This window comes from Paraburkholderia caffeinilytica (genome assembly GCF_046030355.1).
GTDB classification, from domain to species: domain Bacteria; phylum Pseudomonadota; class Gammaproteobacteria; order Burkholderiales; family Burkholderiaceae; genus Paraburkholderia; species Paraburkholderia caffeinilytica_B.
This window is the reverse complement of record NZ_JAQQCQ010000011.1, coordinates 17,957-40,373: the sequence shown is the minus strand read 5'-3', so window position 1 is coordinate 40,373 and position 22,417 is coordinate 17,957. Positions and strand designations below refer to the sequence as shown.

Sequence of the window (22,417 nt, the reverse complement as noted above, 5' to 3'; positions counted from 1 at the left end):
CCCTAAGAATTCCGACCCCGCCGACCCGCGCTACGCCCTGCAGCCATCCCGCCGCACCCGCTAAAATCCCCCACAAAAAACACCCGGCAACCCGCCCCAAGCAACCCTTACCCAACCCACCATGATCACCATCTACCACAACCCCCGCTGCTCAAAATCGCGAGCCACAGGCGACCTGATCGCAACCACCTACAACAGCGCGAACGAACCAACGGAAATTGTCGAATACTTGAAGCAGCCGCTTACGGTCGCCCAGTTAAAGCAACTCAACGCGCAGCTAGGTTGCACAGTCCGCGAAATGATTCGCGACACCGAGGCCGAATACAAAGCACTTGATCTTTCCGACACCACGCTGAGCGACGCTCAGTTATACGAAGCATTGGCCCAACACCCCATTCTCCTGCAACGACCGATCGTCGTACGAAACGGGCGGGCCGTGATTGGCCGCCCGCCGGAAAACGTCGAAGTGCTATTCGCCTAGACGTCGAAACATCGCGGCCCAAGTGACCTTAGGCCTTGGAGGGTAATGCCGCGTCCTTCGTCACGATCTTTGTCGGGATGATGCGCAGCTCGCTGAATGTGTCGGCGATACGCTGCTGTTCTGCCAGCACGTTCGCATCGACGGGTTTGTAGATGTGCGCATAGTGCCGCAAGCCCGCTTCGATCACACCAGCGTCGAGACCCTGAATCGGCGCGAGCTGAGCAGCCGCTTCGCTGTAGTGACCGCGTACCCACGCGCCCTCTTTACTCACCTCGTCCATCACGATCGCGAGCACGTCGCCGTTTTGTTCCGCAAACGGCCGCGCACTCAGGAAAAACTGATGGTGGCTCACGATACCTTCAGCGTCGGCGAGCAAGCGGGCATTCGGCTGGCGTTTTGCCGCCTCGAGGAACGGGTCCCAGATCGCCCATGCGTCGATCGCACCGCGTTCGAAGGCCGCGCGCGCATCGGCGGGCGCCAGAAAAACGGGTTGAATGTCGCTGTACTTCACACCGCTCTTCTGCAACGCGGCGACCAGAAACCAGTGAACGTCCGAACCTTTATTGAGCGCGATCTTTTTGCCCTTCAGATCGGCTAGCGTTTTAATCGGCGCGTCCTGATGGACGAGGATCCCTTCGGCATGCGGCGTCGGGATTTCATACGCGGTATAGACGAAATTCGCGCCGGCCGCCTGCGCGAACACCGGCGGCGCCTCGCCGACGTAACCGAAGTCAATCGCGCCGACATTCAATCCTTCGAGCAATTGCGGCCCGGCGGGAAAGTCCGTCCACTTGACCGTAACGCCAAGCGGTGCAAGCCGCTTTTCTAGCGTGCCGTGCGCCTTCAGCAACACAAGCGTGTTGGCCGCTTTCTGATAGCCGATACGAAGTTCCTTCGCATGCGCATCCGCCGCGAAGACCGACGTGGAGACAATGGGCAAGACCGAGGCGGCCAGCGAGGCGCCCACGCCGGCGATAAACGCGCGGCGCTTGAGCTGCGGATGACGGGACATAAAAGTGCTCGTTAAAAAACGGACGCAAAACGGACCGATTGGCTCTGACGATAATTCGTCTGCAAGCCTGGACGAACCGATAAATTCGCATAAGCAAATCACGCCGAAGCGTCCGGGGCGCCCGTCGTGGCCCCAATCTGCGCGTCTGACAGCGTCCAGTCACCGCGCCCCGCTACAATCCGTCATCCGCATGCAGTCGCGGTTGCGTCAATCGGAAAAAGGAACATCGTGCATCTGACGACAACACTCGCGCCGTGGTCATCCCACGACACTCAACTGATCCTGTCGTGCGTGCTCGGGCTCGCACTGATCATCATTTTCATCAGCGTGCTGAAGCTCGCGCCGTTTCTGTCGATCCTGGTCGGCACGTTCGCAGCGGGCTTTGCGGCCGGACTGCCGCTGGAAGCGGTGGCCAGCGCATTCAGCAAAGGCGCCGGCGCGCTGCTCGGAGACGTCGGTATCATCATCGCGCTCGGCGCGATGCTCGGCGCGCTAATGGCGGAGTCAGGCGCGGCCGACCGGCTCGTCTCGACCATCCTCAAACATTCCACGCCGCGCACGCTGCCGTGGATGATGGCGCTGGTGGCGATCATCGTCGGCTTGCCGCTCTTCTTTGAGGTCGGCCTGGTGATGATGGTGCCGATCATCTTCGTGATGGCGCGCCGCTCTCAACAGCCGATCCTGCGGATTGCGATTCCCGCGCTCGCTGGCATGACCACGCTGCACGCTCTGCTGCCGCCGCACCCGGGGCCGCTGATCGCGGTGAGCGCGCTGCATGCCGATCTCGGCCTGACGCTTGGTCTTGGCCTGATCGTCGCGATTCCCGCGGTTATTCTCGCGGGCCCGGTCTACGGTATCTGGTTGTCGAAACGGATGCACGTGGTCGAGCCGGAGGAGATGGGCAAGCTTTTCACCGCGTCGCCAAACACCGGTGAGCCGCCGAGTTTCGCGATCTCGCTCATCACGATCCTGCTGCCGGTAGTGATGATGCTGGGCCGCACGGTCGCCAAACTGCTGCTTCAGCCCGAGACCTTCCTGTTCAACGCGCTTAATTTTCTCGGTGAGCCGTTGGTCGCGCTTGGACTCACCGTGCTGTTTGCTGTGGTGGCGCTAGGCTGGTCGCGTGGCATGGCGCGCGATCGGGTCGGCGGCATTCTGCGCAAGAGCCTGCCGCCGATCGCCGCGCTGCTGCTGACCATCGGCGCGGGCGGTGGCCTCAAGCAGGCGCTCGTGGTGGCGGGCATCAGCACGACGATCGGCAAGATCGCGGTTGGCGCGCACGTGCCGCTGATTCTGCTGGCGTGGCTGATTGCCGTCGCGCTGCGGCAGGCCACCGGTTCCGCGACGGTTGCGACGACCACGACCGCGGGGATCGTCGCCCCGGTCGTCGCGGGTCTGAGCGCGACACACAACTCGCTGATGGCGCTCGCAATCGGCGCCGGTTCCGTATTTTTCTGCCACGTGAACGATGCGGGCTTCTGGATGGTGCGCGAGTACTTCGGGTTGCAATTGAAGCAGACGGTGATGGTCTGGTCAGTGTTGCAGACGATCGTCTCCGTCGTCGGGCTCGTCCTGACGTTCGCGTTGTGGACGGTGTTGACCTGAGGCCGGCGTAGGGATCGCAAACGGTGGCAGAAATTGACGCCGGGCTGTCAATTCCGCACAGCCCCGTCCGCTTACACTGCTTCGATACAGACGAGGTGCAGTCCCGTACCTCGTTTCCCTGCCGACGCGGAGCCACCATGCTTGAACTGAGACCGTCCTGCGAAGGATGCGGTAAATCCCTGCCGCCGAACGCGCCCGACGCGATGATCTGCACGTACGAATGCACTTTCTGTGAGGTGTGTGCGCTCAGCACGCTGCGCAACGTGTGTCCGAACTGCGGCGGCAATTTTCAGCATCGGCCTATCCGTACGCGCGCACAGCTGGCGAAACATCCGGCTGGCGCCGAAGCGCATCCCGTCTCCATCGACGAAGCGTCGCACGCAAGCTTCTTCGAGCGCTACCGGAACACACCACCCGGCGAGCGCTAATCGAGGCCACGAGCACAACGCGGCATTCAAGACAGCCGCCTTCCATTGCCGCCTACCGGGCCGGCGCTCGATGCGCCGCCCAAGGCCAAAGGCCAGATACCCAGCCGCCGCGTCAATCGTCGCTGCCGCCCGCCCCTGGCGTCGCAATCCCGCTCACCGTCTGCGCCGCCACGCGCAGCAGACGAATCTGTTTGCGGTAATTGCGGCAGCCGCTGCAAGTCGGCAGATGCAGCCGGATCGCGACCCATTCGCCGGTTTTCAAGGGGCGGTCGAGCGCGTCCGACAACAGACGCGTGATGTTCTTACACTTCCCCATTCGCATCCTCTCTGGATAGGCCTTTTTCGCTCAGGCAAGTGCGAAGGCGCAGCCGCGCGCGGTAGATCAGTACGCTGCAATGATTGGCGGTCATCTGCAATTCGGCGCAGATTGCTTCGGTGTCGAGGTCGAGAAATTCGCGCATCATGAACACGCGCCCGATGTGCTCGGGCAGATGGTCCAGACACATCTCGAACAAAGTCCAGAATTGCTGCTGACGCAGCGCGGTTTCCGGCGCCGGCCAAGGTTGCGGCTTGGTCTCGCGCGACCAGTGGCCGTTGTCCTTGAAGAGCTCGCGATCGAGCAGCGCTTCGCCGTCGATTTCGGATTCGAGCGCCGACAGGTTCACCGTGCGTTGCCGGGCGCGCAAGGTGTCGACGAGCTTGTGCCGCAGGATGCCGAACACCCAGGTCTTGTGTTCCGATTGCGCGGCAAACCGGTCGGCTTGTGTCCACGCGGCGGCCAGTGCCTCCTGGACGGCATCCTCGGCGGCAGCGGCGTCGCGCAGTTGCAAACGGGCGAAGCGCAACAGGTCGCGCCGCAGTTGCGTCAGATAGACGGGATCGTCGAGCGCCGGGCCGCCTATTTGTGCCATGGCAGGCTCCATCGCCGCGCTCGCGGTTGTCGCACGTTTTCTCGTGAATCGTTGTGGTTCATAGGCGGATCGGTCTCCTCGCGCCGTTCCTGGACGGGTGCGCCATTCTCCCGCACGTTGCAGCACAAGCGAATCGGTATTGAACATGTGCCCGCCGACAAGCGATGACCTGATGACTTTAGTCGTGCGGTAGCGGGCTTTATGACAGCAAAAAGCATTGTTGCAAAAAATGAAATCAGGGCTGTGGCGGCGCGCTGTAGCGTTAGACGTATGAGCGAGAACACACATACAGTCAGGCAAGTCCAAGCTCGCCGGAAATACGCGCCCGGATTATTTCACTATCTGAGAAAAAGTCTTCTTGTCTTCAGTGTTTTTATGCGGACACTGAATCGCTATTCTTCAGTCCATCGATCGAGCCCGATCGCGAACCAAACGCTGAAGAGGAGTCACACCATGAAACGCATTCTTACCGCCCTGATCGCTTCCGTCGCCCTGTTTGCTGCTGCTTCGGGCGCAGCCGAGGCTGCAGCACCGGCCCGATGCAATGGTCCGGCATCGTACTGCAACGTGTTCTTCGGCAACTAATCGTCTGGCGGACGCAGCCGGACATCTGTCCGGCGCAAATCTGCCGATGAGGTGGGTTCTCGAAGTCAAAAAAGGCGCTGATAAAAGGCGCCTTTTTTCATTTAATCCCGCACGGTTGACATGCAACTGGCGTATCCACGGCATAGGGCCGCGGGCCGTGCGAGTGCCGGGAAACCGAAAGCGGTAAGCAATACACGGCACGCCGAAGCAACACCCGCGCCCGGCGCGCAAATGCGGCTAATGCTCAGTCTTCTAACGTGTTACAGTGAGCCAACAGCTTGCAGTTCTCCTGCGCGGCCTGCGCAGTCCCTCAGGCATCAGCCTCTCATCTCAGTGCCCTGAATTGAACGGGGTCCTTTCCTTCTACTTCGCTTGACGGTGTCGTCAGCGTGGCCTGACAGACGCAGCCGCTCTTCACGCGCACATCGTCGACCAACACTTGTTTTTCGCTGAACGCTGCGACTCGCCGGCGTTACCCCGAATCCGCAGCGACATGCTTCAAGCGAGATCCTCTACAGGAGACGACCACCATGAACAATACGATCAGAAGTTACCGGGGCCTCGAGATTTATCCACTGGTTTATCCGCATCAGCCGCGTTCTGCCGATGGCGCCCGCCATTACGATTCGGGCTTCGACGCCGCCGTGCGAATCTGCCGGCGCGGCACCGACGACACCTTGACCACCAGCCGGGTCTTTCAGGTGCCGAGCCGTTCTCCATTTGGCGCGGCCGGCGACGCACGCATTGCCTCAGCGAGTTACGCGGAGCGGGTGATCGACGGCATGGTTGCCGGCCAGTCGATCGCTGGGCTCTGATGCGCGCACCAATGGCAAGCCACGTTTCCAGGCGCTCGCAGGGCGCGAATTCCACGCCGCTGACCGGCCGGGCGAATTATCAGGTCGCCGTGTCGTCGCGTCGAACCTCCAGCGGGACGGTGCCGACGCTGAAAGTGATCCGGTTGAGCGACGAGCGCGTGATCTATCCCTTCCAGGGCCATGCCGACATGCCGTTTTTTGAAAATGCGGATGCTGCTCAGGTGTTTGCCGAGACGTACGGCTGGCAGCTTGTGGATGGCGACATCGCCGTTCCGGAATGACAGCGAAGAATGTCCAGTTGCCTCAAATCGTACTAGGCCGAAAGCATGCTTGATTGACAAGGCAAAAGTACCAGTTATCCACAAGGTTATTCAGTGAATCTGTGGATAACTTTTGTCGCTGCCGGGTTATCCACCGCTCGCTACTTTTCGAGGCCGAGGCCTGCGCAGCCAGACGCCGCAGTTTTTGCACGTGATGTCGCCATGCCGCGCGGCTATTGCCTATGATGGACAGTTCGTACCCTTTGCGCGTCAGCGCCTTACCTCAAGGAAGCGAACCATGGCCTATCACATCGCAGTGGTCGTCGGCAGCCTGCGCCGCGAGTCGTTCAATCGCCAACTGGCGCAAGCCGTGATCTCACTCGCGCCCGCGGATTTCACCTTCGAGTTCATCGAGATCGGCGCCTTGCCGCTCTACAGCCAAGACTACGACGCTGATTTCCCTGAAGTCGCCAAACACCTGAAGCAGCGCGTCGAAGCCGCCAACGGCCTGCTGTTCGTCACGCCCGAGTACAATCGCTCCATCCCGGGCGTTCTGAAGAACGCCCTCGACTGGGGCTCGCGGCCGTGGGGCACCAACTCGTGGAGCAACAAGCCCGGCGCGGTGATCGGCACTTCGGTCGGCGCGACCGGCACGGCACTGGCGCAACAGCATCTGCGTAACGTCTTGGCCTACCTCGATGTCGCTACGCTTGGCCAGCCTGAAATGTTCATCAAACACGACCCGGCGGCCATCAACGAAAAAGGCGAGATCGTGAACGACAGCACCCGCAAGTTTTTGCAGAATTTCGTCGACCGCTATGTCGCATGGGTCAAGCGTCAAAACGCCGTCTGACGGTTCATTCGGGCCACCAATCCAAGCGTCTACCCGATTGAAAGCGCCGATGTTGCCGCAGCTTTACGGCACATCGGCGCTGCCACTGCGTTCGCCTAGACGTGGTGATGCCCCGTCACGCGTTCCCAGCCGTGGCGCACGGCGACCTTGAAGCGCTCCCACGTGCTGCTGTCCTGCGAAGTGGTTTCCCAATGGCGCCGGGCTTCCGGCTCGACGTCGTCCCACGACCTGTCGCGAAAACGCGCGTCCTGACCGATCTCCGCGCCATAGCGATAGGCCGGCACGTAATCTTCATAGCGCGTGTTCTCGGCGGCATATTGCTCGTCGTAGTGCGTGCGGAAATCCTCTTCGTATTCCAGATACTCGTTTGGAATCTGGGCGCCTGAACCGGCGGCCGGCTGTCCCATTTCGGGGACGATTTCCGACGACGGTTGCAAGACGGCGCCTGAGCCTGGCATCGAACCGGCCGCGATCGCGGTATGTCCCGCATCACCGACCAGCGGGTCGGTGACCGGATCGTTCAGTGGGTCATTGTATGGATCGCGCACCGGCCGCTCAGCCAGCGGCGGCGGGACGAACGGCTCCGCGTCGGTGCCCATGAGGGGTGGCGGATAGAGTGAATCGGCTGTCGTTTCAGGCTGTATGGTTGAAGCGGGCGCCGCTGCGCCGGGCGTCGCGACGCTCGAAGTATGTGGCGTGCCGGGCGTTACCGCGCCAATGCCGAGTTCGTCGAGTATCGAATGATCGCGGCGCGATTCCGGCGGCGCATCCCACTCGGGCGAGCGCTCGCCGATGTCGGTCGCGCCCAGCCGCGTCAAGGTATTGCGCGCGAGTTCCGCGTGTGATTCGCTTGCCGCGCTCACGCAGACCAGCACCGCGCCGCGGCGCACGGCTTCAGCGTAGCGAGCCGTTTCGGGCGCGCGCGGGCCGGTTGCAAACAGGCTCGAGAGAAAACGCTCGATGTTGGCGAGCACGCCGGAACTGGCGACCTCGTCGGTGGCGGAGCCGACGGAGGGTTCCGGATTCGCCTGCAACTCGATCGTGTCGCGTGCAAAACCGGTCTGTACCAGCGTGTCGCGCGCGGCCTCAGCTTGAGAATAGGTGTCGAATAAACCAATCACGGTATGTCGCATGGCTGTCTCCCGACGGTTTTAGGTGGATAGAACCGCGCAAGAACGCGTCGGTCTCTTTCCCCGAAAACCCCGCAACGATCGTGCCGGAGCGGCGTGATGGGCTCGCCTCGCCTGCTGCTGGCCGCCTGCGCCGATTGGGTCACCGAGTTACCGTGGCCGGCGGCTGCCGCGTTTTTACAACTGCGGGTAATTGGCCACGACGCCATTAGGGAGGGCCGCCCAAGCCCGCCTAGGCCGGCTTCAGCCGGCCGGATGCGCCGCCGCAGCTGGATCGGTGCCCGTGTGCGCCAGATCGCGCTGGATCGCCTGCAGGAGCGCTTCCAGCAATGCGATATCGAAGGGTTTGGACAGCACCCGCACGTTCACATGCCGCGCACGGTCGAGTTCTTCCGCGTAGCCGGTGACCAGAATGACCGGCAGTTGGGTGTCGAAAGCCTGCACGGCTTCGGCCAGGTCGATGCCGTTCATCGTGCCGGGCATGTGGATGTCCGACAGCACCAGATCGAACGGCAGCGGCTCGCCGGTGCGCGCCTGCCTCGCGTGGGCGTCGTCGAACAGGCGGAGCGCGGTATCGGCATTGAACACCCACGTGACCTGGTGGCCCATCATCTGCAACAGGGCCTCGGTGCCGGCGGCGACTTCGTCGTTATCCTCGACCAGCAGGATGCGCAGACCGTGCGGCGCGCCGCTTTCCTCGACGCCCGGTTCAGCCGGCAACTCGGCCTCTGGCGCGGCCGTGGCGCGCGGCAGATAGAGGCGCACCGAGGTGCCCGCGCCGATCGCGCTGTCGATCGCGGCAAGCCCGCCGGAGCGCTCGCAGAAAGCGAAAACCTGCGGCAGCCCGAGACCGGTGCCCATGCCTTTCGGCTTCGTCGTAAAAAGCGGTTCGAAGGCGCGCGCGAGCACTTCGGGCGGCATGCCGCCGCCGGTGTCTTCGAGCGACAACTGTACGAAGTCGCCCATCAGCGGAAAGCCGTCCTGGTGGCGGAAGTTGATATTGGCGGCTCGAACCGTGAAACGGCCGCCGTTGGGCATGGCGTCGCGCGCGTTCACCGCGACGTTGATCAGCGCCAGTTCGAGCTCGGCGACGTCGACACGCATGGGCCAGATATCGACGCCAATGTCCATCACCAGCGAAATCTTCGCGCCGAGCGAGGCGCGCAGCAGCTCGCGGCACGCCGGCAGCCAGCGCTCGAGCGCAAGCGTCTCGTTGCGCAACGGCTGCTTGCGCGCGACGCCGAGCAATTGCCGGGTGAGCGACTGACCGCCCTTGAGCGCCCGCTCCATCGCCGACAATTCGCGGTCGAGCCCCGGTGTGCCCCGCCGTCGCACGATTTGCACGTTGGCCGAGACGATCATCAGCAGGTTGTTGAAATCGTGCGCCACGCTGCCGACCAGATTGCCGAGGGCCTCCATCTTGCGCGACTGACGATAAGCGGATTCGATCGAGCGGCGCATCGAGGCTTCGGCCTGCCAGCGCTCCCATGCTTCCTCTTCCGCGCCGAGGCGCCGCAGCGACAACCAGATCACGCACCACAGTACGATGGACGGCGTGAACATCGACAGGATCAGCACGCTTAGGTGCCGGTACCACGCAGCCCAGATCGCGGAGGTGCGATAGCTGCACAGCGCGTACACCGGATAGGCGCCGATACGCCGGAACGCGAGGATCACGTTGTCGCCGTCGAGGTCGGAATGCATGCGGACGACGCCGGCTCGCCGCCCTTGCGCCAGTGCTTCGGCCAGCGGCGAGGTCGGCGCCATTGCCAGCGGCTCGTGCGGCCGGCGCGGATAGTGCGCGAGGATCGCGCCGTCGGTGCGCACGAGGCTCATGGTCATCGGCGTGCTGTTGCTGCCGCCGAGCAGTTCCCGGTAGAACGCGTCGAAATAGCTGGGCCGCAGGGCCACCGAGACGACCCCGGCAAACGAACCATTGGCGTCGAGCCGCTGCACGCCCGTGTTGAATACCTGCTCGCCCACGACATGCCCCGTCATCACCCTCGAAACGTGTTCAAGACCCTTGCCGTCGTGAATGCCGATGAAGTCTTCGCGATCCGCAATCGACACCACCGGCGCGGGATAGAAGCGGCTGGTGGCGAGCAGATCGCCCGCATGGCCGAAGATCGAAACGGCTGCCACTTGAGGATAGCCGCCGCCCATGGTGCGCAGCTTCTCGTGGATCTCGCCCTCTCTGGCGCGAATGCCGTCGTCATCCAGACCTTGTGTCAGATCGACGATGCGCGCGTCGAGCGTTTCGTTCATGTCGAACACTTTTAGCGCGTGTTCTTCCGCCACGCGCACGGTGCGCAGCGTGACGTCGGTCGCGTCGGCCATGCGCCCGCGCAGATCGCTGAACGCCGTGGCCGCGACGTACACGCACGGGAACACGATGGCTGCGATCAGCAGCGCGATCAGCGTGATGCGCCGGACGTGGAAATTCTGTTCCGGTACGGCTGGAAACCGTGCCTCGTCCGGGCGGCTAGCGGGAGGGCGGCTCGCTTCGGGCGGGTCGAACCGTTCTGATGTCATGGTCGATAACGCTAAGGTCGTTCTGGGCGAAGGGGCCGGGAGCCGGGATCATACGAAAAGCATAGACACGCAACAGCGGGACTGGTTACCGTGGCAAACAAATCGGCCGCTGATTTGCCGGCCGTTTGAATCAGTGACAAATCGAGAAGCGCAAACGTACACAAAAGTATAAATGTAAAAGGATGCCTTCCAAATCTACCGAAATATTTCCAAAAATAGTACTTAACAGGAAAATCTCTTTAATCAAAGCGAAATTGGCGAGTTGCCTTTCCGCCCGTTTGCTTCGAAAATCAATGCCATCATAAATAATGCATCCGCCATGTTCGGATGCATCTGCCGCGAGGACCGCCTGACAACGCGCACAACGCGTGACCGAAGGCGCTCGCGGAAACAGCGCGCGCGGCAAGGGGACCAGCCCGATCCGTGGAGCCGCGCGGATTCATCTACGGGGTAGGCTTCGAACATGCCGGTCATAGCCGTCGTCCACCGTGCTTGCGCGCATCCATGCGCGCCCACGGCTTCCGTCACAAGCGCCTCGCTGCGCGTGCCCCCCGCTCGTTTGCAAGCTGCATTCTCGCAAGCTTCAGCCCGCTTCACCGCCGGTCGGCAGACCGCGCGCTAAAGAAACCACCTCTACCCGCCGTTAACGCGCAAGAGCTAATTCCGCTTACTGACCCGCCCATGCCCTTGCCCATTGTGATCGCCGACGATTCATTGCTTGCCCGCAAGGTGCTCACCAAGGCATTGCCGCCGGATTGGGATGTCGACGTGTCCTACGCGACCAACGGCCGCGAAGCGCTTGGCCTGTATCGCGAAGGCAAAGCGTCGGTGATGTTCCTCGACCTGACGATGCCGGACATGACCGGCTACCAGGTGCTGGAAGCCTTGCAGCATGAGGATCTGAACACCTTCGTCATTGTCGTCTCCGCCGATGTTCAGCCGATGGCCCAGTCGCGCGTGCGCGCGCTCGGCGCCGCCGCCTTCATCGCCAAGCCCGTGACGCCCGAGGCGGTACTTCCCATCCTCAAGGAGTACGGGTTGTATGTCTGAGCCAGTCCTCACCGAAGACCGGCGCGACGCGCTGCAAGAGGTCGCCAATCTGGCGATGGGCCAGGCCGCGACGCGCCTCGCGCGCCTGCTCGATGCGTTCATCGAATTGTCGGTGCCGCGCGTGAAGGTGGTGGCGGTGAGCGAGGCGGCGCAGGCGCTGCGCGAAATGACCGGGATCGAGGACACGGTGAGCGCGGTGCGCCAGGGTTTTCGTTCCGATATCAAGGGCGAAGCGCTGGTGATCTGCCGCAGCGACAGCATCGACCAGTTGTGTTCGCTCGTGAGCGATCCGTATTCGCGCTCGAGCTATGAGGCGGTGAGCCAGAAAGAACTCGTGTTCGACGTCGCGAACGTGCTGACGGGCGCGTGTGTCTCGTGCATTCTCGACCAGCTCGGCCGCACGCCGGTCTTCTCCGCGCCGGGCCTGCTCGGCGAAGCGATGACGCTCGATGAAGTGTTCCAGCCGGACGTGCTGCAATGGGAAGTCGCGCTGCTGGTCGAAGTCAATTTCGCGCTCGAGGATCAGAGTTTCCGCGCGCACCTCGTGATGCTGATGGCTGAAGAGTCGATCCGCCATATGAACGAGGCGCTCGACGAGCTGTTGTCCAGCCTATGAATGTGCCCGTGGACTCGTTGAGCGATCTGGTGGTCGAACGTGTCGGTTTCGGCATCTTCGTGCTCGATCGCAATATGAACGTGCTCATGTGGAATCGCTTCATGCAGGATCACAGCGGCTTGTTGCCGGAACAGGTGGTCGGCAAATCGCTCTTCACGCACTTTCCGGAATTGCCGCGCGTGTGGTTGTCGCGCAAGATCGAAAGCGTGTTCCAGCTCGGCAGTTTCGCGTTCAGTTCGTGGGAGCAGCGCCCCTATCTCTTCAAGTTCGATCACGACCGGCCGATTACCGGTGGCGTCGATTTCATGCAGCAGGACTGCACGTTCATGCCGCTGATGCGCGATCGCGAAGTGGTGGCCGTGTGCGTGACCATCTCGGATGTCACGCACGTCAGCATCGTGCAGCGCGAGCGTGAAGAGGCGGTTGCCAAGTTGCAGGAATACGCGGATCGCGACGGTTTGACGGGCATCGCCAACCGGCGTTATTTCGAAGCGTGCCTGCGCGATGAATACACGCGCTGGCAGCGCTACGGCGGCGAGATGTCCGTGCTGCTGTTCGATCTCGATCACTTCAAGAAAATCAACGACCAGTTCGGCCATGGCGTCGGCGATACGGTGTTGCGCGTGATGGCGCAGCGAGTCGCCGGGGTGGTGCGGGCGCAGGATACTTTCGGGCGTTTCGGTGGCGAGGAGTTTGCCTTGTTGTTGCCGTGCACGCCGCTCGAAGACGCCATGCGGGTCGCGGAAAAAATTCGCTGCACGATCGCCGACACGCCGATCGAAGTGCAGGGCACGAGCGTGCCGGTGACCGCCAGCGTCGGCGGTGCGGCAGCGCGCGTGGGGGTGCCCGCGTACGACGTGCTCATCAACGAAGCCGACGCGGCGCTGTACAGCGCCAAGCGGCAGGGACGCAACCGCTCGGTGGCTTTTTCCTGAGATTTCCGCCCGGCCGCCGTATGGCGCAGGCAGGTCCTTCCTCATGTATTGTCGGACGATTTCCCGAAAGCCGACCCGCGGCGTGCCTCGTGCAGGGTCCTTCTTCCGGCCCCTTATTCACCCCTAAACTGCGGCATCTCACAAAGATTGTTATACTTTTCGCCGTTTCCGGCCTCCTGGCCGGGTGTTTCGCGCGTGTCCGCGCGCGCGGGCCGCTTACCCAGCGGGTAGGTCTTAAAACTTCTTGAACGCCTTTCAGCGGGCGCCTCCAGCGGAGATCGTCTTGGCTGTTTCCAATCTTGTCGTGGACGATACAGAAATCGACGCCGCTGCCGCCACCTCCGGCAGCTCGTTTTATCTCGCGATGCGCATCCTGCCGGCCGCGCAGCGCGATGCGATGTATCAGGTCTACGCTTTCTGCCGCGCCGTCGACGATATCGCCGACAGCGACATGCCGCGCGCCGAACGCGCCGCGGGGCTCGAGCGCTGGCGCGCCGACATCGACGCGTGCTACGCCGGCGCACCGCGCGCCTCCTTGCGCGCGCTGACGCGGCACATTCATACGTTTCAACTGCAACGCGAAGATTTTCACGCGATGATCGACGGCATGGCGATGGACGCCGCCGCCGACATCTGCGCCCCCGACGAAGCCACGCTCGACCTGTACTGCGACCGTGTCGCGAGTGCGGCGGGCCGTCTATCGGTGAGGATATTCGGGATGCAGGAGGAGCCGGGCCGTTTGCTGGCGCACCATCTCGGCCGCGCGCTGCAACTGACCAACATCCTGCGCGATATCGACGAAGACGCCGGCATCAACCGTTGCTACCTGCCGCACGAATTGCTGGCGCGCGAAGGCATCGCGGTGAAGAGCCCGGCGCAGATCGCCGACGATCCGTCGCTGCCGCGTGTCTGCGCCACGCTTGCCGAGCGCGCCAAGGAGCATTTCGCCGCCTCCGACGCGATCATGGACCGTGAGCCGCGTAGCCACGTGCGTGCGCCGCGCATCATGTCGGGCGTCTATCGCGTGCTGCTCGAACGCACGCTCGAGCGCGGTTTCGACATTCCGCGTACGAAGGTCAGCAAGCCGAAACTGCGCATGCTGTGGATCGTCGCGCGTTACGCGCTCTTCTGAGCTGATGCCGAAGCTCGTCCATGTGATTGGCGCCGGCCTCGCCGGCCTGGCCGCCGCGGTGCAATTGCAGCGGCGCGGCGCACAAGTCGTGTTGCATGAAGCCGCGCCCCAGGCCGGCGGTCGTTGCCGGTCGTATTACGATCCGAAGCTGGGCGCCACTATCGATAGCGGCAATCACATGGTGCTGTCCGGCAATGTCGCCACGCTCAACTATGTGCGTGTGATCGGCGCCGCCGACGAGCTGGTCGGCCCGGCTCAGCCCGAGTATCCGTTTGTGGATCTGGCGACGCGGGCACGCTGGACCGTGCGCATGTCGCCTGGCCGCTTGCCCTGGTGGATCTTCGACCCGAACGCGCGTGTGCCGAATACCGGCCCGGGCGATTATCTGGCGCTCGTGCCGCTGCTGTTCGCCAAGCCCGGGCGCAGTGTGGCGCAAACCATGCTCTGCAATGGCCCGCTGTGGGACCGGCTGCTACGGCCGCTGTTTCTCGCGCTGCTCAACGTCGAGCCGCGTGAAGCGTCGGCGGAACTCACGGCCGCGATGGTCCGGGAGACGCTGCTCGCCGGCGGTCTGGCGTGCCGGCCTCTGGTGGCGAAGAACGGTCTGGGCAGCGCCTTTGTCGACCCTGCGCTGCGTCTGCTGCAACATGGCGGCGCGGCGATCCGGCTCGGCTCGCGCCTGACGGACATGGTGTTTGCCGACACCGGCCCCAGCCGTGTCTCGGCGCTGAATTTCGCGGACGAAAGCATCGCGATCGAAGCCAATCAGGCCGTGGTGCTCGCGGTACCGCCGGACATTGCACGGACGCTCGTGCCCGGCTTGCGCTCGCCGAATCGCTTCGCCGCGACTATCAACGTGCATTTCGCGGTCGAGCCGCCGTTCGGCATGGCGCCGATCACGGGGCTGCTGAATGCTACGGCCGATTGGCTGTTCGCCTTCGAAGGTCGCGTGTCGGTTACGGTCAACGCCGCCGAGCGCTTACTCGACACACCGCATGAAGCGCTGGCGAAAACCATCTGGGCCGAAGTGGCTCAGGCTGCCAATTTGCCCGCCGAGCCGATGCCGGTCTGGCAGGTCGTCACGGAAAAACGCGCGACGTTTGCCGCGTTGCCGGATCAGGAAACACTGCGCCCCGGCACGCGCACTCGCTGGAACAACTTGATGCTCGCGGGCGACTGGACGGCCACCGGCCTGCCCGCGACGATTGAAGGCGCGATCCGCTCCGGCCAGAAGGCCGCGGACACGCTGCTGAATCAACCGATGGAACGCCGATGAACGACTTATCTCAAGCCCAGCCGCTGGACGCCGTCCTGCCCGAAATCGCCGATGCGGTGCCGACTGAGTCGAGCGCTGCGCCGCAAGCGTCCGCAACGCCGCTCGACGCCGCGATCACGCGTGCCACCGACGCGATCCTCGGCGCACAGAATCCGGACGGCCACTGGGTCTACGAACTCGAAGCCGACGCGACGATTCCCGCCGAATACGTGCTGCTGGTCCACTATCTCGGCGAAACGCCGAACGTGGAACTGGAGCAGAAGATCGGCCGCTATTTGCGCCGCATCCAGCTCGCGGACGGTGGCTGGCCGCTCTTCACCGACGGCGCGCTCGATATCAGCGCCAGCGTGAAGGCGTACTTCGCCCTGAAGATGATCGGCGACGCACCGGATGCCGAGCACATGGTCCGTGCGCGCGAAGCGATTCTGGCGAACGGCGGCGCGGAAACGGTGAACGTGTTCACGCGGATTCTGCTCGCGCTGTTCGGCGTGGTGTCGTGGCGTGCCGTGCCGATGATGCCCGTGGAAATCATGCTGCTGCCCCAATGGTTCCCGTTCCATCTGTCGAAGGTGTCGTACTGGGCGCGTACCGTGATCGTGCCGTTGCTGGCGCTGAACGCGAAGCGGCCGGTGGCGCGCAACCCGCGCCGCGTGCGGATCGACGAGCTGTTCCGCGGCGCGCCGGTCAACACCGGCATGCGCGAGCGGGCGCCGCATCAGCATCAGGGCTGGTTCCGCTTTTTCAGCGGTGTGGACGTGATGTTGCGCATGGTCGACGGGCTGTTCCCCAAGGCGATGCGCGACCACGCGGTGCGCGAGGCGGTGCGCTTTGTCGACGAACGGCTGAATGGCGAAGACGGCCTCGGCGCGATTTTCCCGGCGATGGCCAACTCGGTGATGATGTACGACGTGCTCGGCTATCCGGCCGATCATCCGAATCGCGCAATCGCGCGTCAGTCGATCGAAAAGCTGCTCGTCATCAAGGATGACGAAGCATATTGCCAGCCGTGCCTGTCGCCGGTGTGGGACACCTCGCTGGTGGCGCATGCGCTGCTCGAAACCGGCGAGGCGCATGCCGAACAGGCGGCCGAGCGCGGGCTCGCCTGGCTGCGTCCGCTGCAGATTCTCGACGTGCGCGGCGACTGGATCTCGCGCCGTCCGAACGTGCGGCCTGGCGGCTGGGCGTTCCAGTACAACAACGCGCACTATCCGGACGTCGACGATACGGCGGTGGTTGCGATGGCGATGCAACGCTCGGCGGCGTTGACGCAATCGGATGTCGATCGTGACGCCATTGCGCGGGCGCGCGAATGGGTGGTCGGCATGCAGAGCAGCGACGGCGGCTGGGGTGCGTTCGAGCCGGAAAACACCCAGTACTACCTGAACAACATTCCGTTCTCCGACCACGGCGCCTTGCTCGATCCGCCGACCGCGGACGTGTCGGGCCGCTGCCTGTCGATGCTTGCGCAACTCGGCGAGTTTCCGCAGGGCAGCGAGCCGGCGCAACGCGCATTCGACTACATGCTGAAGGAACAGGAATCGGATGGCAGCTGGTATGGCCGCTGGGGTCTGAACTACATCTACGGCACGTGGACCGCGCTGTGTTCGCTGAACGCCGCAGGCCTGCCGCACGACGACCCGCGCATGAAGCGCGCCGCGCAGTGGCTCCTGTCGATCCAGAACGAAGACGGCGGCTGGGGCGAGGGCGGCGAGAGCTACAAGCTCGACTATCGCGGCTACGAGCGCGCGCCGAGCACGGCTTCGCAAACTGCGTGGGCGCTGATGGGCCTGATGGCGGCGGGCGAGGTGAATCACGAGGCGGTGGCGCGCGGTGTCGAGTATTTGCAACGCGAACAGCGCGAGCACGGTCTGTGGGACGAAACGCGCTTCACGGCGACCGGTTTCCCGCGGGTGTTCTATCTGCGCTATCACGGTTATCGCAAGTTCTTCCCGTTGTGGGCGTTGGCGCGCTTCCGTCATCTGAAGCGCAACGGGCTGACGCGCGTCGCGGTCGGGATGTAACGGATGCCGCTTTCGACAACGGCGTCAGCCGACACCGGTCGCGGCACTTTGCCGGTGGTCGTGGTGACGGGCATGGCGTTCGAAGCGCGCATCGCGCGCGGCAAGGGCGTCGAGGTGGTCTACGCGGCCCGCGCGGATCTGCTTGAGCGGGCCTTGAGCGCGGCAGTCGCGCGTGGCTGCTCGGGGATCGTCAGTTTCGGCACGGCGGGTGGGTTGGCGCCTGATCTCGAACCGGGCGCGCTGATTGTCGGGGACGCTGTCGTGGGGCCGTTTGGGCGGCTTGAGACCGATCGGTCATGGGCTGACCGGCTCGCCGCCGCGCTGGCGACAGGGCCGTTGGCGGCGCGTCTGCGGCGCGGGCTGATAGCTGCGGTGACTGCGCCTTTGGTTACGGCTGACGATAAGCGTGTGTTGCATCGTTCTACGGGCGCTTTGGCTGTCGATATGGAATCGCATATTGCCGGGGCGACGGCTGCCGCGCATGGGTTGCCGTTTGCGGTTTGCCGGGCGGTTGTTGATCCGGCCTGGCGGACGTTGCCTTCTGCTGCAATTGCTGGGTTGCGGGATGATGGGACTACTGCGGTGGGGCCGATTTTGCGGGAGTTGGTGCGGCAGCCTTCACAGCTTGCGGGGTTGATTCAGGTTGCTGTCGATGCGCGGGCGGCGCGGACTTCGCTGGTGCAGGCGCGGCATGCGATGGGGGAGGGTGGGGTGTTGGCCTTTTCTTGAATTGTTAGTGGTTTATTAGTGTTGCCCCTGTGCGGGGCGGCACTTACTTCTCTTTGCCGCCGCAAAGAGAAGTAAGCAAGAGAAAGCGGCTCACACCGCTAATTCTTAAGTGGGTCTCCCGCGCAGCTACGGTAGTGGTGCATCTGGAATCTGTGTTCCCGCACATTCGGCGCCAGTGACAAAGGCATCATTCTTCCGGCGGCGCTGCGCGCGCCGAAGCGTACTTCTTAAAACCGTCTGGTTTGCTTGCGCGTATCGTTCGGTGCTCTTCGGGCTGCCCGCGGCGCGCTCCACGCGCGCCGGTCTCTTACTCATATCCCTTTTATTGGGCTGCCGGTACGGCTTCCTGCGGTTGCTTGTCCGTCGGCGCGGTTTGCTGCGTCGGCGTCGTTGCGCTCGACGCCGCAGCAGGCGCTGCCGCTGGGGCGCTCGGCGTCTCGCCTGGGTCGGTGTAGTTCGGTACGCCTGCCGGGGCGCCTGTGGCGCTTCCGGAGGCCGCGTTCGGGGCTTCCGCGGCGTCGCCCGGGTCCGCATAGTTGGGTAAGCCCGCCGGAGCGCCTGCGGCCGCCCCCGAAGCGCCCTTGGCGGGCGCGGCGGCGCCGGAGTCGTCCTGGTCGTCGTAGTTCGGGAGCGGGGCGGCGTTGTCGCTGGTGCCGCGCAGGCGCGCCTTGCGCTGCTGGGTGTAGGCGTCGCGCACGAACGAATATTTGTCGAGCGCGGCCTGTTGCAGCAGGTTGGATGCGCCCAGCAGGTCGGAACGCACACTCACGAACTGCAGCACGTAGAGCGGGTTGCGTACCGCTGGTTCGATGTAGTTCAGCGGGTTGAACTTCACATCCACGATCAGACCCATGCTGTCGCGTACCGTGCTCGGACCAAATAGCGGCAGGACCAGGTACGGGCCCGAGGGAATGCCCCAGTGGCCCAGCGTCAGGCCGAAGTCCTGGTGGTGTTTCGGCAAGCCGGCCGGCGTCGCCCAGTCAAGCAGGCCGCCGAGTCCAAAGGTCGAGTTGAACGCGAAACGTACGAGGTCTTCGGTCGCGTCCGTGATCTTGAGCTGCAACAGGTTGTTGGCGGCGTTGGTCAGGTCGCCCAGATTCGAGAAGAAATTGCTCACCGCCGTGCGCAACGGCTGCGGGGTCACCTTCTGGTAGCCCTTGGCGACCGGGACGGCGACGAAGCGGTCCACGCCGTCGTTGAAATTGAAAATCACGCGGTTCGCCGGTTCGAACGGGTCGCCAGGCTTGCGGTCGGGGCCGGTCGCGCAGCCAGAAATCAGACCGGTGGCGGCCAGCGCCAGCACCGTGGTTCGCAGCTTCATGCTTATATTCCTTTACGCTTCGCGCGACGTTGGCGCGGCTTGCCCATCAGCACGGGTTGGAACACCACCGCGCCGATCAGCGTGCAAAACAACGAGAGTGCCAGCAAGCGCCCCATGCTCGACGTGCCCGGATGGTGCGACAGCCAGAGGCTGCCGAACGCCGTCGCCGTGGTCGCCGCGCTGAACAACACGGCATGCGTGAGGCTCGACTGCAAAAGGCCAGTCTGCCCGTTGCGCCACGCCATCACGAAGTAAATCTTGAATGCTACGCCGACACCGAGCATCAGCGGCAACGCAATGATGTTCGCGAAGTTCAGCGGCATGCCGAATACCACGCACAACTCCAATGTCACCAGCGCCGATACCAGCAGCGGAACCAGGGTGCGCAGCATATCGCTGACCCGCCGCAGTGCAATCCACAGCAGAATCGCAATCGACAGCAAGGCATAGCCGGCAGCCTGCAGGAACGCCTTGATGATCGTGTCCGCCGAATTCAGGATCGAAATCGGGCCGCCGATCGCGTCCGGCTCCGCCTTCTTCACCGAATGAACGAAACGGGCAAGCATGGCGTCGTCATTCGGATCAGTGCCGGCTTTGACCTTCGGCGCAATGTCGACCAGCGCGCGGCCGTCCTTCGAGACCCAGCTCGTGGAAATCTCTTTGGGCAGGTTGTCACGCGTAATTTCGGTCGGTTGCAGCAGATCCGCCAGTTGCTTCAGCGCGATGCGCAGCGGCTCGGACATCGCGGTTTCGGCGCGGTCGCGCGTGGCGGCGTCGGCGGCGGCCAGCTTTTGCAGCGTCGTGGACAGGTGCTTGGCTTCGGCGGCGCCCGGGCCCGGGTGGTCGTCGGCGGCGAGCGAGAGCTGGTTCGACGCGCGCTTCAACGCGGCGACGCGTACCGCATCCGTGGCTTGAGGCGAGGGCGGTTGCTGCAGCGCGGGCAGCAGTTGCTGCGCGGCGCTGGCAATCAGCATCAGCTTTTGCTGCTGCTCGGTCGGAATGAAGGTGGTTAGCGTGGTGACGCGGCCCACTTCCGGCAGCGCGCGCAGGCGCGCGGCTTTCTGGTCCGCGTCGGCCAGCGTAGGCGCGAGCACATGCACGTTGTTGACCGCCGCTTCCGGCGAATCCTTCAGCGACAGCAGCGTGGCCATGGATTCCGTATGCGGATCTTTCAGATGCAGCGGGTTGAAGTCGAAGCGCAAATGCGTCAGCAAAGGCGACGCGCCGATCACGACGATGAGCGTGCCGATCAGCACCGGCTTGCGGTGATGGTCGAGGAAATCGTCGACGGGGGCGAGTTGCTTGAAGCCGGGCGAAGCGGCTTCGCCCGGCGGGTTGAAGACTTTCAGCAGCGCCGGCAGCAGCGTCATGTTGGTGAAGTAGGCGACGAACATGCCGACGCCGGCGATCTCGCCCAATTCCGACACGCCGCGGTAAGCGGTCGGCAGGAACGAGAAGAAGCTCAGCGCGACCGCCACGGCCGCGAGCGTCAGCGGCACGCCGATGCTGTGCGCGGTATGCATGAGGGCGGCCGAAAGACGGTTGTCGCGATTACGCTCCTCACGATATTTGACGCCGAACTGCACCCCAAAATCGACCCCGAGCCCGACGAACAGCACCATGAAGGCGACCGAAATCATGTTGAGCGCGCCGACCATCAGCAGGCCGAGCGCCGCGGTGATGGCGAGCCCGACAAACAGCGTAATGAACACCGCGAGGATCATGCGGCCCGAACGCAGCGCCAGCCACAGAATGATCAGCACGACGATGAATGTGCCGATACCGTTGAGCACGGCGCCGTCCTGGACCGACGCGAATTCTTCGTCCGCGAGAGGCTGTTCGCCGGTCAGGCGGATCGTGGCGCCATAACGCGCGTCGAGGTGCAGCGAAGCGGCGGTGTCGCGGATCGCTTTCGACGCGGTTGCGCCCGGCTCCAGCGCGTCGTAGTTCACGACCGGCTGTACCGTGACGAAGGCGCGCGCCGGATCCGTGGCCGTGCTCTTGTCGACCAGTGCGCGCCATGAGAACGCGGCCGGCTGGCCGGCCAGCACGCGGTCGAGCGTGGTTGCGCTTTGCGACAGCAAATGGCTCATGTCGGCCAGTTTCACCTGACCCAGTTGCAGCGGCAGCAGCAGACTCGTGGTGAGCGTGCCGGCGAGGCCGGTCAGGCTCGGATCGTGCGCGAGCGCATTGACGAGCGGGCGGGACTGAACGAGCTGCGAAGTGGTCGACAACACCTCATCGGTTGACGGGAACAACAGACCATTGTGTTCGAAGAACGGCCCGCCGGCGGGCTGCGAGACCGCGACGAACTCCTTCGGATCGGCTTTGAGCGCGGCGGTCAGGGCATTGGCGGCGGCATCGGCAAACTCCGGGGCGCGCGCTTCGACCACCACCAGCACGGTTTGACCGCGATCCGGGAAGGCCTCGTCCATGGCATGTTCGAGCGACGTCCAGCGTTTGTCGGTCTCGACGAGCTTGCTGATATCGGTGTTGATCTTGAAATTGTGGGCAACGTAGAAGCCGCTCAAAACGGCGAGCACGAGCGACAGCGCGATGATCCGTGACGGATGGCGCACCGAATAGGCAACGAGACGGACAATAGATGACTTCAGCATGTAGGCGGAGGTGGCCTTATCACGAGTGGCGTTTTTGACGAAAGTGCACAAGTATACAGAGCCGGAGCGACTCGGCTCCACTTCGGTAGCAAGGACGACACCCGGGC

At 63.6% G+C, this 22,417-nt stretch carries 21 protein-coding genes; 14 read left to right on the top strand and 7 right to left on the bottom strand.

Translation table 11 applies throughout. The annotated features are described in order from the left end of the window. Positions 1-121 precede the first annotated feature (121 nt). A complete protein-coding gene (gene arsC, locus PQQ95_RS17970) occupies positions 122-481 on the top strand; it encodes an arsenate reductase (glutaredoxin) (protein WP_408438790.1) in 360 nt (119 codons plus the stop codon). A 28-nt stretch (positions 482-509) separates the two neighbouring features. Here the strand turns inward: arsC and PQQ95_RS17965 are convergent, their stop codons facing one another. Next, positions 510-1,493: a sulfonate ABC transporter substrate-binding protein gene (locus PQQ95_RS17965; protein WP_408438788.1), complete on the bottom strand. Its 984-nt coding sequence runs from the start codon at positions 1,491-1,493 to the stop codon at positions 510-512. Between the two features lie 228 nt (positions 1,494-1,721). On the opposite strand from PQQ95_RS17965, the gene PQQ95_RS17960 reads away from it, so the two are divergent. Next, positions 1,722-3,098: a GntT/GntP/DsdX family permease gene (locus PQQ95_RS17960; RefSeq protein ID WP_408438786.1), complete on the top strand. Its 1,377-nt coding sequence runs from the start codon at positions 1,722-1,724 to the stop codon at positions 3,096-3,098. 137 nt (positions 3,099-3,235) lie between these two features. Continuing rightward, entirely contained in the window at positions 3,236-3,526 is a 291-nt protein-coding gene (locus PQQ95_RS17955) for a DUF1272 domain-containing protein (RefSeq protein ID WP_408438784.1), read from the top strand. 112 nt (positions 3,527-3,638) lie between these two features. On the opposite strand, the gene PQQ95_RS17950 is transcribed toward PQQ95_RS17955, so the two are convergent. Together PQQ95_RS17950 and PQQ95_RS17945 are read right to left on the bottom strand one after the other, a co-directional pair. After that, positions 3,639-3,848 (bottom strand): zf-HC2 domain-containing protein, encoded by a 210-nt coding sequence (locus tag PQQ95_RS17950; protein ID WP_408438782.1) that lies wholly within the window; start codon positions 3,846-3,848, stop codon positions 3,639-3,641. Continuing rightward, positions 3,829-4,437 (bottom strand): RNA polymerase factor sigma-70, encoded by a 609-nt coding sequence (locus tag PQQ95_RS17945; protein WP_408438780.1) that lies wholly within the window; start codon positions 4,435-4,437, stop codon positions 3,829-3,831. The genes PQQ95_RS17950 and PQQ95_RS17945 overlap by 20 nt, the downstream gene beginning before the upstream one ends. Before the next feature lie 453 nt (positions 4,438-4,890). Here PQQ95_RS17945 and PQQ95_RS17940 point away from each other — a divergent pair, with 453 nt between their 5' ends. From PQQ95_RS17940 to PQQ95_RS17925, 4 genes are all read left to right on the top strand, one after another. Beyond that, on the top strand, positions 4,891-5,022 hold the full coding sequence (locus tag PQQ95_RS17940) for a hypothetical protein (protein WP_408438779.1): 132 nt from the start codon (positions 4,891-4,893) through the stop codon (positions 5,020-5,022). Positions 5,023-5,552: 530 nt separating this feature from the next. Further along, positions 5,553-5,837 carry a hypothetical protein gene (locus tag PQQ95_RS17935; RefSeq protein ID WP_408438777.1) on the top strand — a complete coding sequence of 95 codons (285 nt, stop codon included), beginning with the start codon at positions 5,553-5,555 and terminating at the stop codon, positions 5,835-5,837. 11 nt (positions 5,838-5,848) lie between these two features. After that, positions 5,849-6,118, top strand: a complete 270-nt coding sequence (locus tag PQQ95_RS17930) for a DUF6723 family protein (RefSeq protein WP_408194945.1) — start codon at positions 5,849-5,851, stop codon at positions 6,116-6,118. Positions 6,119-6,395: 277 nt separating this feature from the next. Beyond that, the gene (locus PQQ95_RS17925) at positions 6,396-6,950 is read left to right on the top strand and encodes an NADPH-dependent FMN reductase (protein WP_408438775.1); all 555 of its coding nucleotides are present in this window, start codon (positions 6,396-6,398) and stop codon (positions 6,948-6,950) included. Positions 6,951-7,045: 95 nt separating this feature from the next. Here PQQ95_RS17925 and PQQ95_RS17920 read toward each other — a convergent pair whose 3' ends face one another. Both PQQ95_RS17920 and PQQ95_RS17915 read right to left on the bottom strand, forming a co-directional pair. Next, positions 7,046-8,083, bottom strand: a complete 1,038-nt coding sequence (locus PQQ95_RS17920) for a hypothetical protein (RefSeq protein WP_408438773.1) — start codon at positions 8,081-8,083, stop codon at positions 7,046-7,048. 240 nt (positions 8,084-8,323) lie between these two features. Further along, positions 8,324-10,612 (bottom strand): hybrid sensor histidine kinase/response regulator family protein, encoded by a 2,289-nt coding sequence (locus tag PQQ95_RS17915; RefSeq protein ID WP_408438771.1) that lies wholly within the window; start codon positions 10,610-10,612, stop codon positions 8,324-8,326. A 681-nt stretch (positions 10,613-11,293) separates the two neighbouring features. Here PQQ95_RS17915 and PQQ95_RS17910 point away from each other — a divergent pair. From PQQ95_RS17910 to PQQ95_RS17880, 7 genes are all read left to right on the top strand, one after another. Beyond that, a complete protein-coding gene (locus PQQ95_RS17910) occupies positions 11,294-11,662 on the top strand; it encodes a response regulator (protein WP_028195969.1) in 369 nt (122 codons plus the stop codon). Continuing rightward, complete coding sequence (locus PQQ95_RS17905) at positions 11,655-12,278, top strand: chemotaxis protein CheC (protein WP_408438770.1); 624 nt, start codon at positions 11,655-11,657, stop codon at positions 12,276-12,278. The genes PQQ95_RS17910 and PQQ95_RS17905 overlap by 8 nt, the downstream gene beginning before the upstream one ends. Continuing rightward, positions 12,275-13,213 (top strand): sensor domain-containing diguanylate cyclase, encoded by a 939-nt coding sequence (locus PQQ95_RS17900; RefSeq protein WP_408438768.1) that lies wholly within the window; start codon positions 12,275-12,277, stop codon positions 13,211-13,213. Before PQQ95_RS17905 ends, PQQ95_RS17900 begins: the two co-directional genes overlap by 4 nt. Before the next feature lie 283 nt (positions 13,214-13,496). Continuing rightward, positions 13,497-14,345: a presqualene diphosphate synthase HpnD gene (gene hpnD, locus PQQ95_RS17895; protein WP_408438766.1), complete on the top strand. Its 849-nt coding sequence runs from the start codon at positions 13,497-13,499 to the stop codon at positions 14,343-14,345. Between the two features lie 4 nt (positions 14,346-14,349). Then, positions 14,350-15,621 carry a hydroxysqualene dehydroxylase HpnE gene (gene hpnE, locus PQQ95_RS17890; protein WP_408438764.1) on the top strand — a complete coding sequence of 424 codons (1,272 nt, stop codon included), beginning with the start codon at positions 14,350-14,352 and terminating at the stop codon, positions 15,619-15,621. After that, entirely contained in the window at positions 15,618-17,642 is a 2,025-nt protein-coding gene (gene shc / locus PQQ95_RS17885; protein WP_408438762.1) for a squalene--hopene cyclase, read from the top strand. Before hpnE ends, shc begins: the two co-directional genes overlap by 4 nt. 3 nt (positions 17,643-17,645) lie before the next feature. Beyond that, positions 17,646-18,371, top strand: a complete 726-nt coding sequence (locus PQQ95_RS17880; RefSeq protein WP_408438760.1) for a phosphorylase — start codon at positions 17,646-17,648, stop codon at positions 18,369-18,371. Between the two features lie 322 nt (positions 18,372-18,693). Here the strand turns inward: PQQ95_RS17880 and PQQ95_RS17875 are convergent, their stop codons facing one another. Further along, complete coding sequence (locus PQQ95_RS17875; RefSeq protein ID WP_408438758.1) at positions 18,694-19,692, bottom strand: MlaA family lipoprotein; 999 nt, start codon at positions 19,690-19,692, stop codon at positions 18,694-18,696. Positions 19,693-19,694: 2 nt separating this feature from the next. After that, a complete protein-coding gene (gene hpnN, locus PQQ95_RS17870; RefSeq protein ID WP_408438757.1) occupies positions 19,695-22,310 on the bottom strand; it encodes a hopanoid transporter HpnN in 2,616 nt (871 codons plus the stop codon). Between the last annotated feature and the right edge of the window lie 107 nt (positions 22,311-22,417).

Excerpts from the sequence above, each read along its gene's own strand:
- hpnE (WP_408438764.1), top strand. The coding sequence starts at position 14,350 with ATGCCGAAGCTCGTCCATGTGATTGGCGCCGGCCTCGCCGGCCTGGCC.
- PQQ95_RS17920 (WP_408438773.1), bottom strand. The coding sequence starts at position 8,083 with ATGCGACATACCGTGATTGGTTTATTCGACACCTATTCTCAAGCTGAG.
- PQQ95_RS17925 (WP_408438775.1), top strand. The coding sequence starts at position 6,396 with ATGGCCTATCACATCGCAGTGGTCGTCGGCAGCCTGCGCCGCGAGTCG.
- PQQ95_RS17950 (WP_408438782.1), bottom strand. The coding sequence starts at position 3,848 with ATGCGAATGGGGAAGTGTAAGAACATCACGCGTCTGTTGTCGGACGCG.
- PQQ95_RS17935 (WP_408438777.1), top strand. The coding sequence starts at position 5,553 with ATGAACAATACGATCAGAAGTTACCGGGGCCTCGAGATTTATCCACTG.
- PQQ95_RS17965 (WP_408438788.1), bottom strand. The coding sequence starts at position 1,493 with ATGTCCCGTCATCCGCAGCTCAAGCGCCGCGCGTTTATCGCCGGCGTG.
- PQQ95_RS17910 (WP_028195969.1), top strand. The coding sequence starts at position 11,294 with ATGCCCTTGCCCATTGTGATCGCCGACGATTCATTGCTTGCCCGCAAG.
- PQQ95_RS17955 (WP_408438784.1), top strand. The coding sequence starts at position 3,236 with ATGCTTGAACTGAGACCGTCCTGCGAAGGATGCGGTAAATCCCTGCCG.
- shc (WP_408438762.1), top strand. The coding sequence starts at position 15,618 with ATGAACGACTTATCTCAAGCCCAGCCGCTGGACGCCGTCCTGCCCGAA.
- PQQ95_RS17930 (WP_408194945.1), top strand. The coding sequence starts at position 5,849 with ATGGCAAGCCACGTTTCCAGGCGCTCGCAGGGCGCGAATTCCACGCCG.
- hpnN (WP_408438757.1), bottom strand. The coding sequence starts at position 22,310 with ATGCTGAAGTCATCTATTGTCCGTCTCGTTGCCTATTCGGTGCGCCAT.
- arsC (WP_408438790.1), top strand. The coding sequence starts at position 122 with ATGATCACCATCTACCACAACCCCCGCTGCTCAAAATCGCGAGCCACA.
- PQQ95_RS17915 (WP_408438771.1), bottom strand. The coding sequence starts at position 10,612 with ATGACATCAGAACGGTTCGACCCGCCCGAAGCGAGCCGCCCTCCCGCT.
- PQQ95_RS17905 (WP_408438770.1), top strand. The coding sequence starts at position 11,655 with ATGTCTGAGCCAGTCCTCACCGAAGACCGGCGCGACGCGCTGCAAGAG.
- PQQ95_RS17900 (WP_408438768.1), top strand. The coding sequence starts at position 12,275 with ATGAATGTGCCCGTGGACTCGTTGAGCGATCTGGTGGTCGAACGTGTC.
- PQQ95_RS17875 (WP_408438758.1), bottom strand. The coding sequence starts at position 19,692 with ATGAAGCTGCGAACCACGGTGCTGGCGCTGGCCGCCACCGGTCTGATT.
- PQQ95_RS17940 (WP_408438779.1), top strand. The coding sequence starts at position 4,891 with ATGAAACGCATTCTTACCGCCCTGATCGCTTCCGTCGCCCTGTTTGCT.
- PQQ95_RS17880 (WP_408438760.1), top strand. The coding sequence starts at position 17,646 with ATGCCGCTTTCGACAACGGCGTCAGCCGACACCGGTCGCGGCACTTTG.
- PQQ95_RS17945 (WP_408438780.1), bottom strand. The coding sequence starts at position 4,437 with ATGGCACAAATAGGCGGCCCGGCGCTCGACGATCCCGTCTATCTGACG.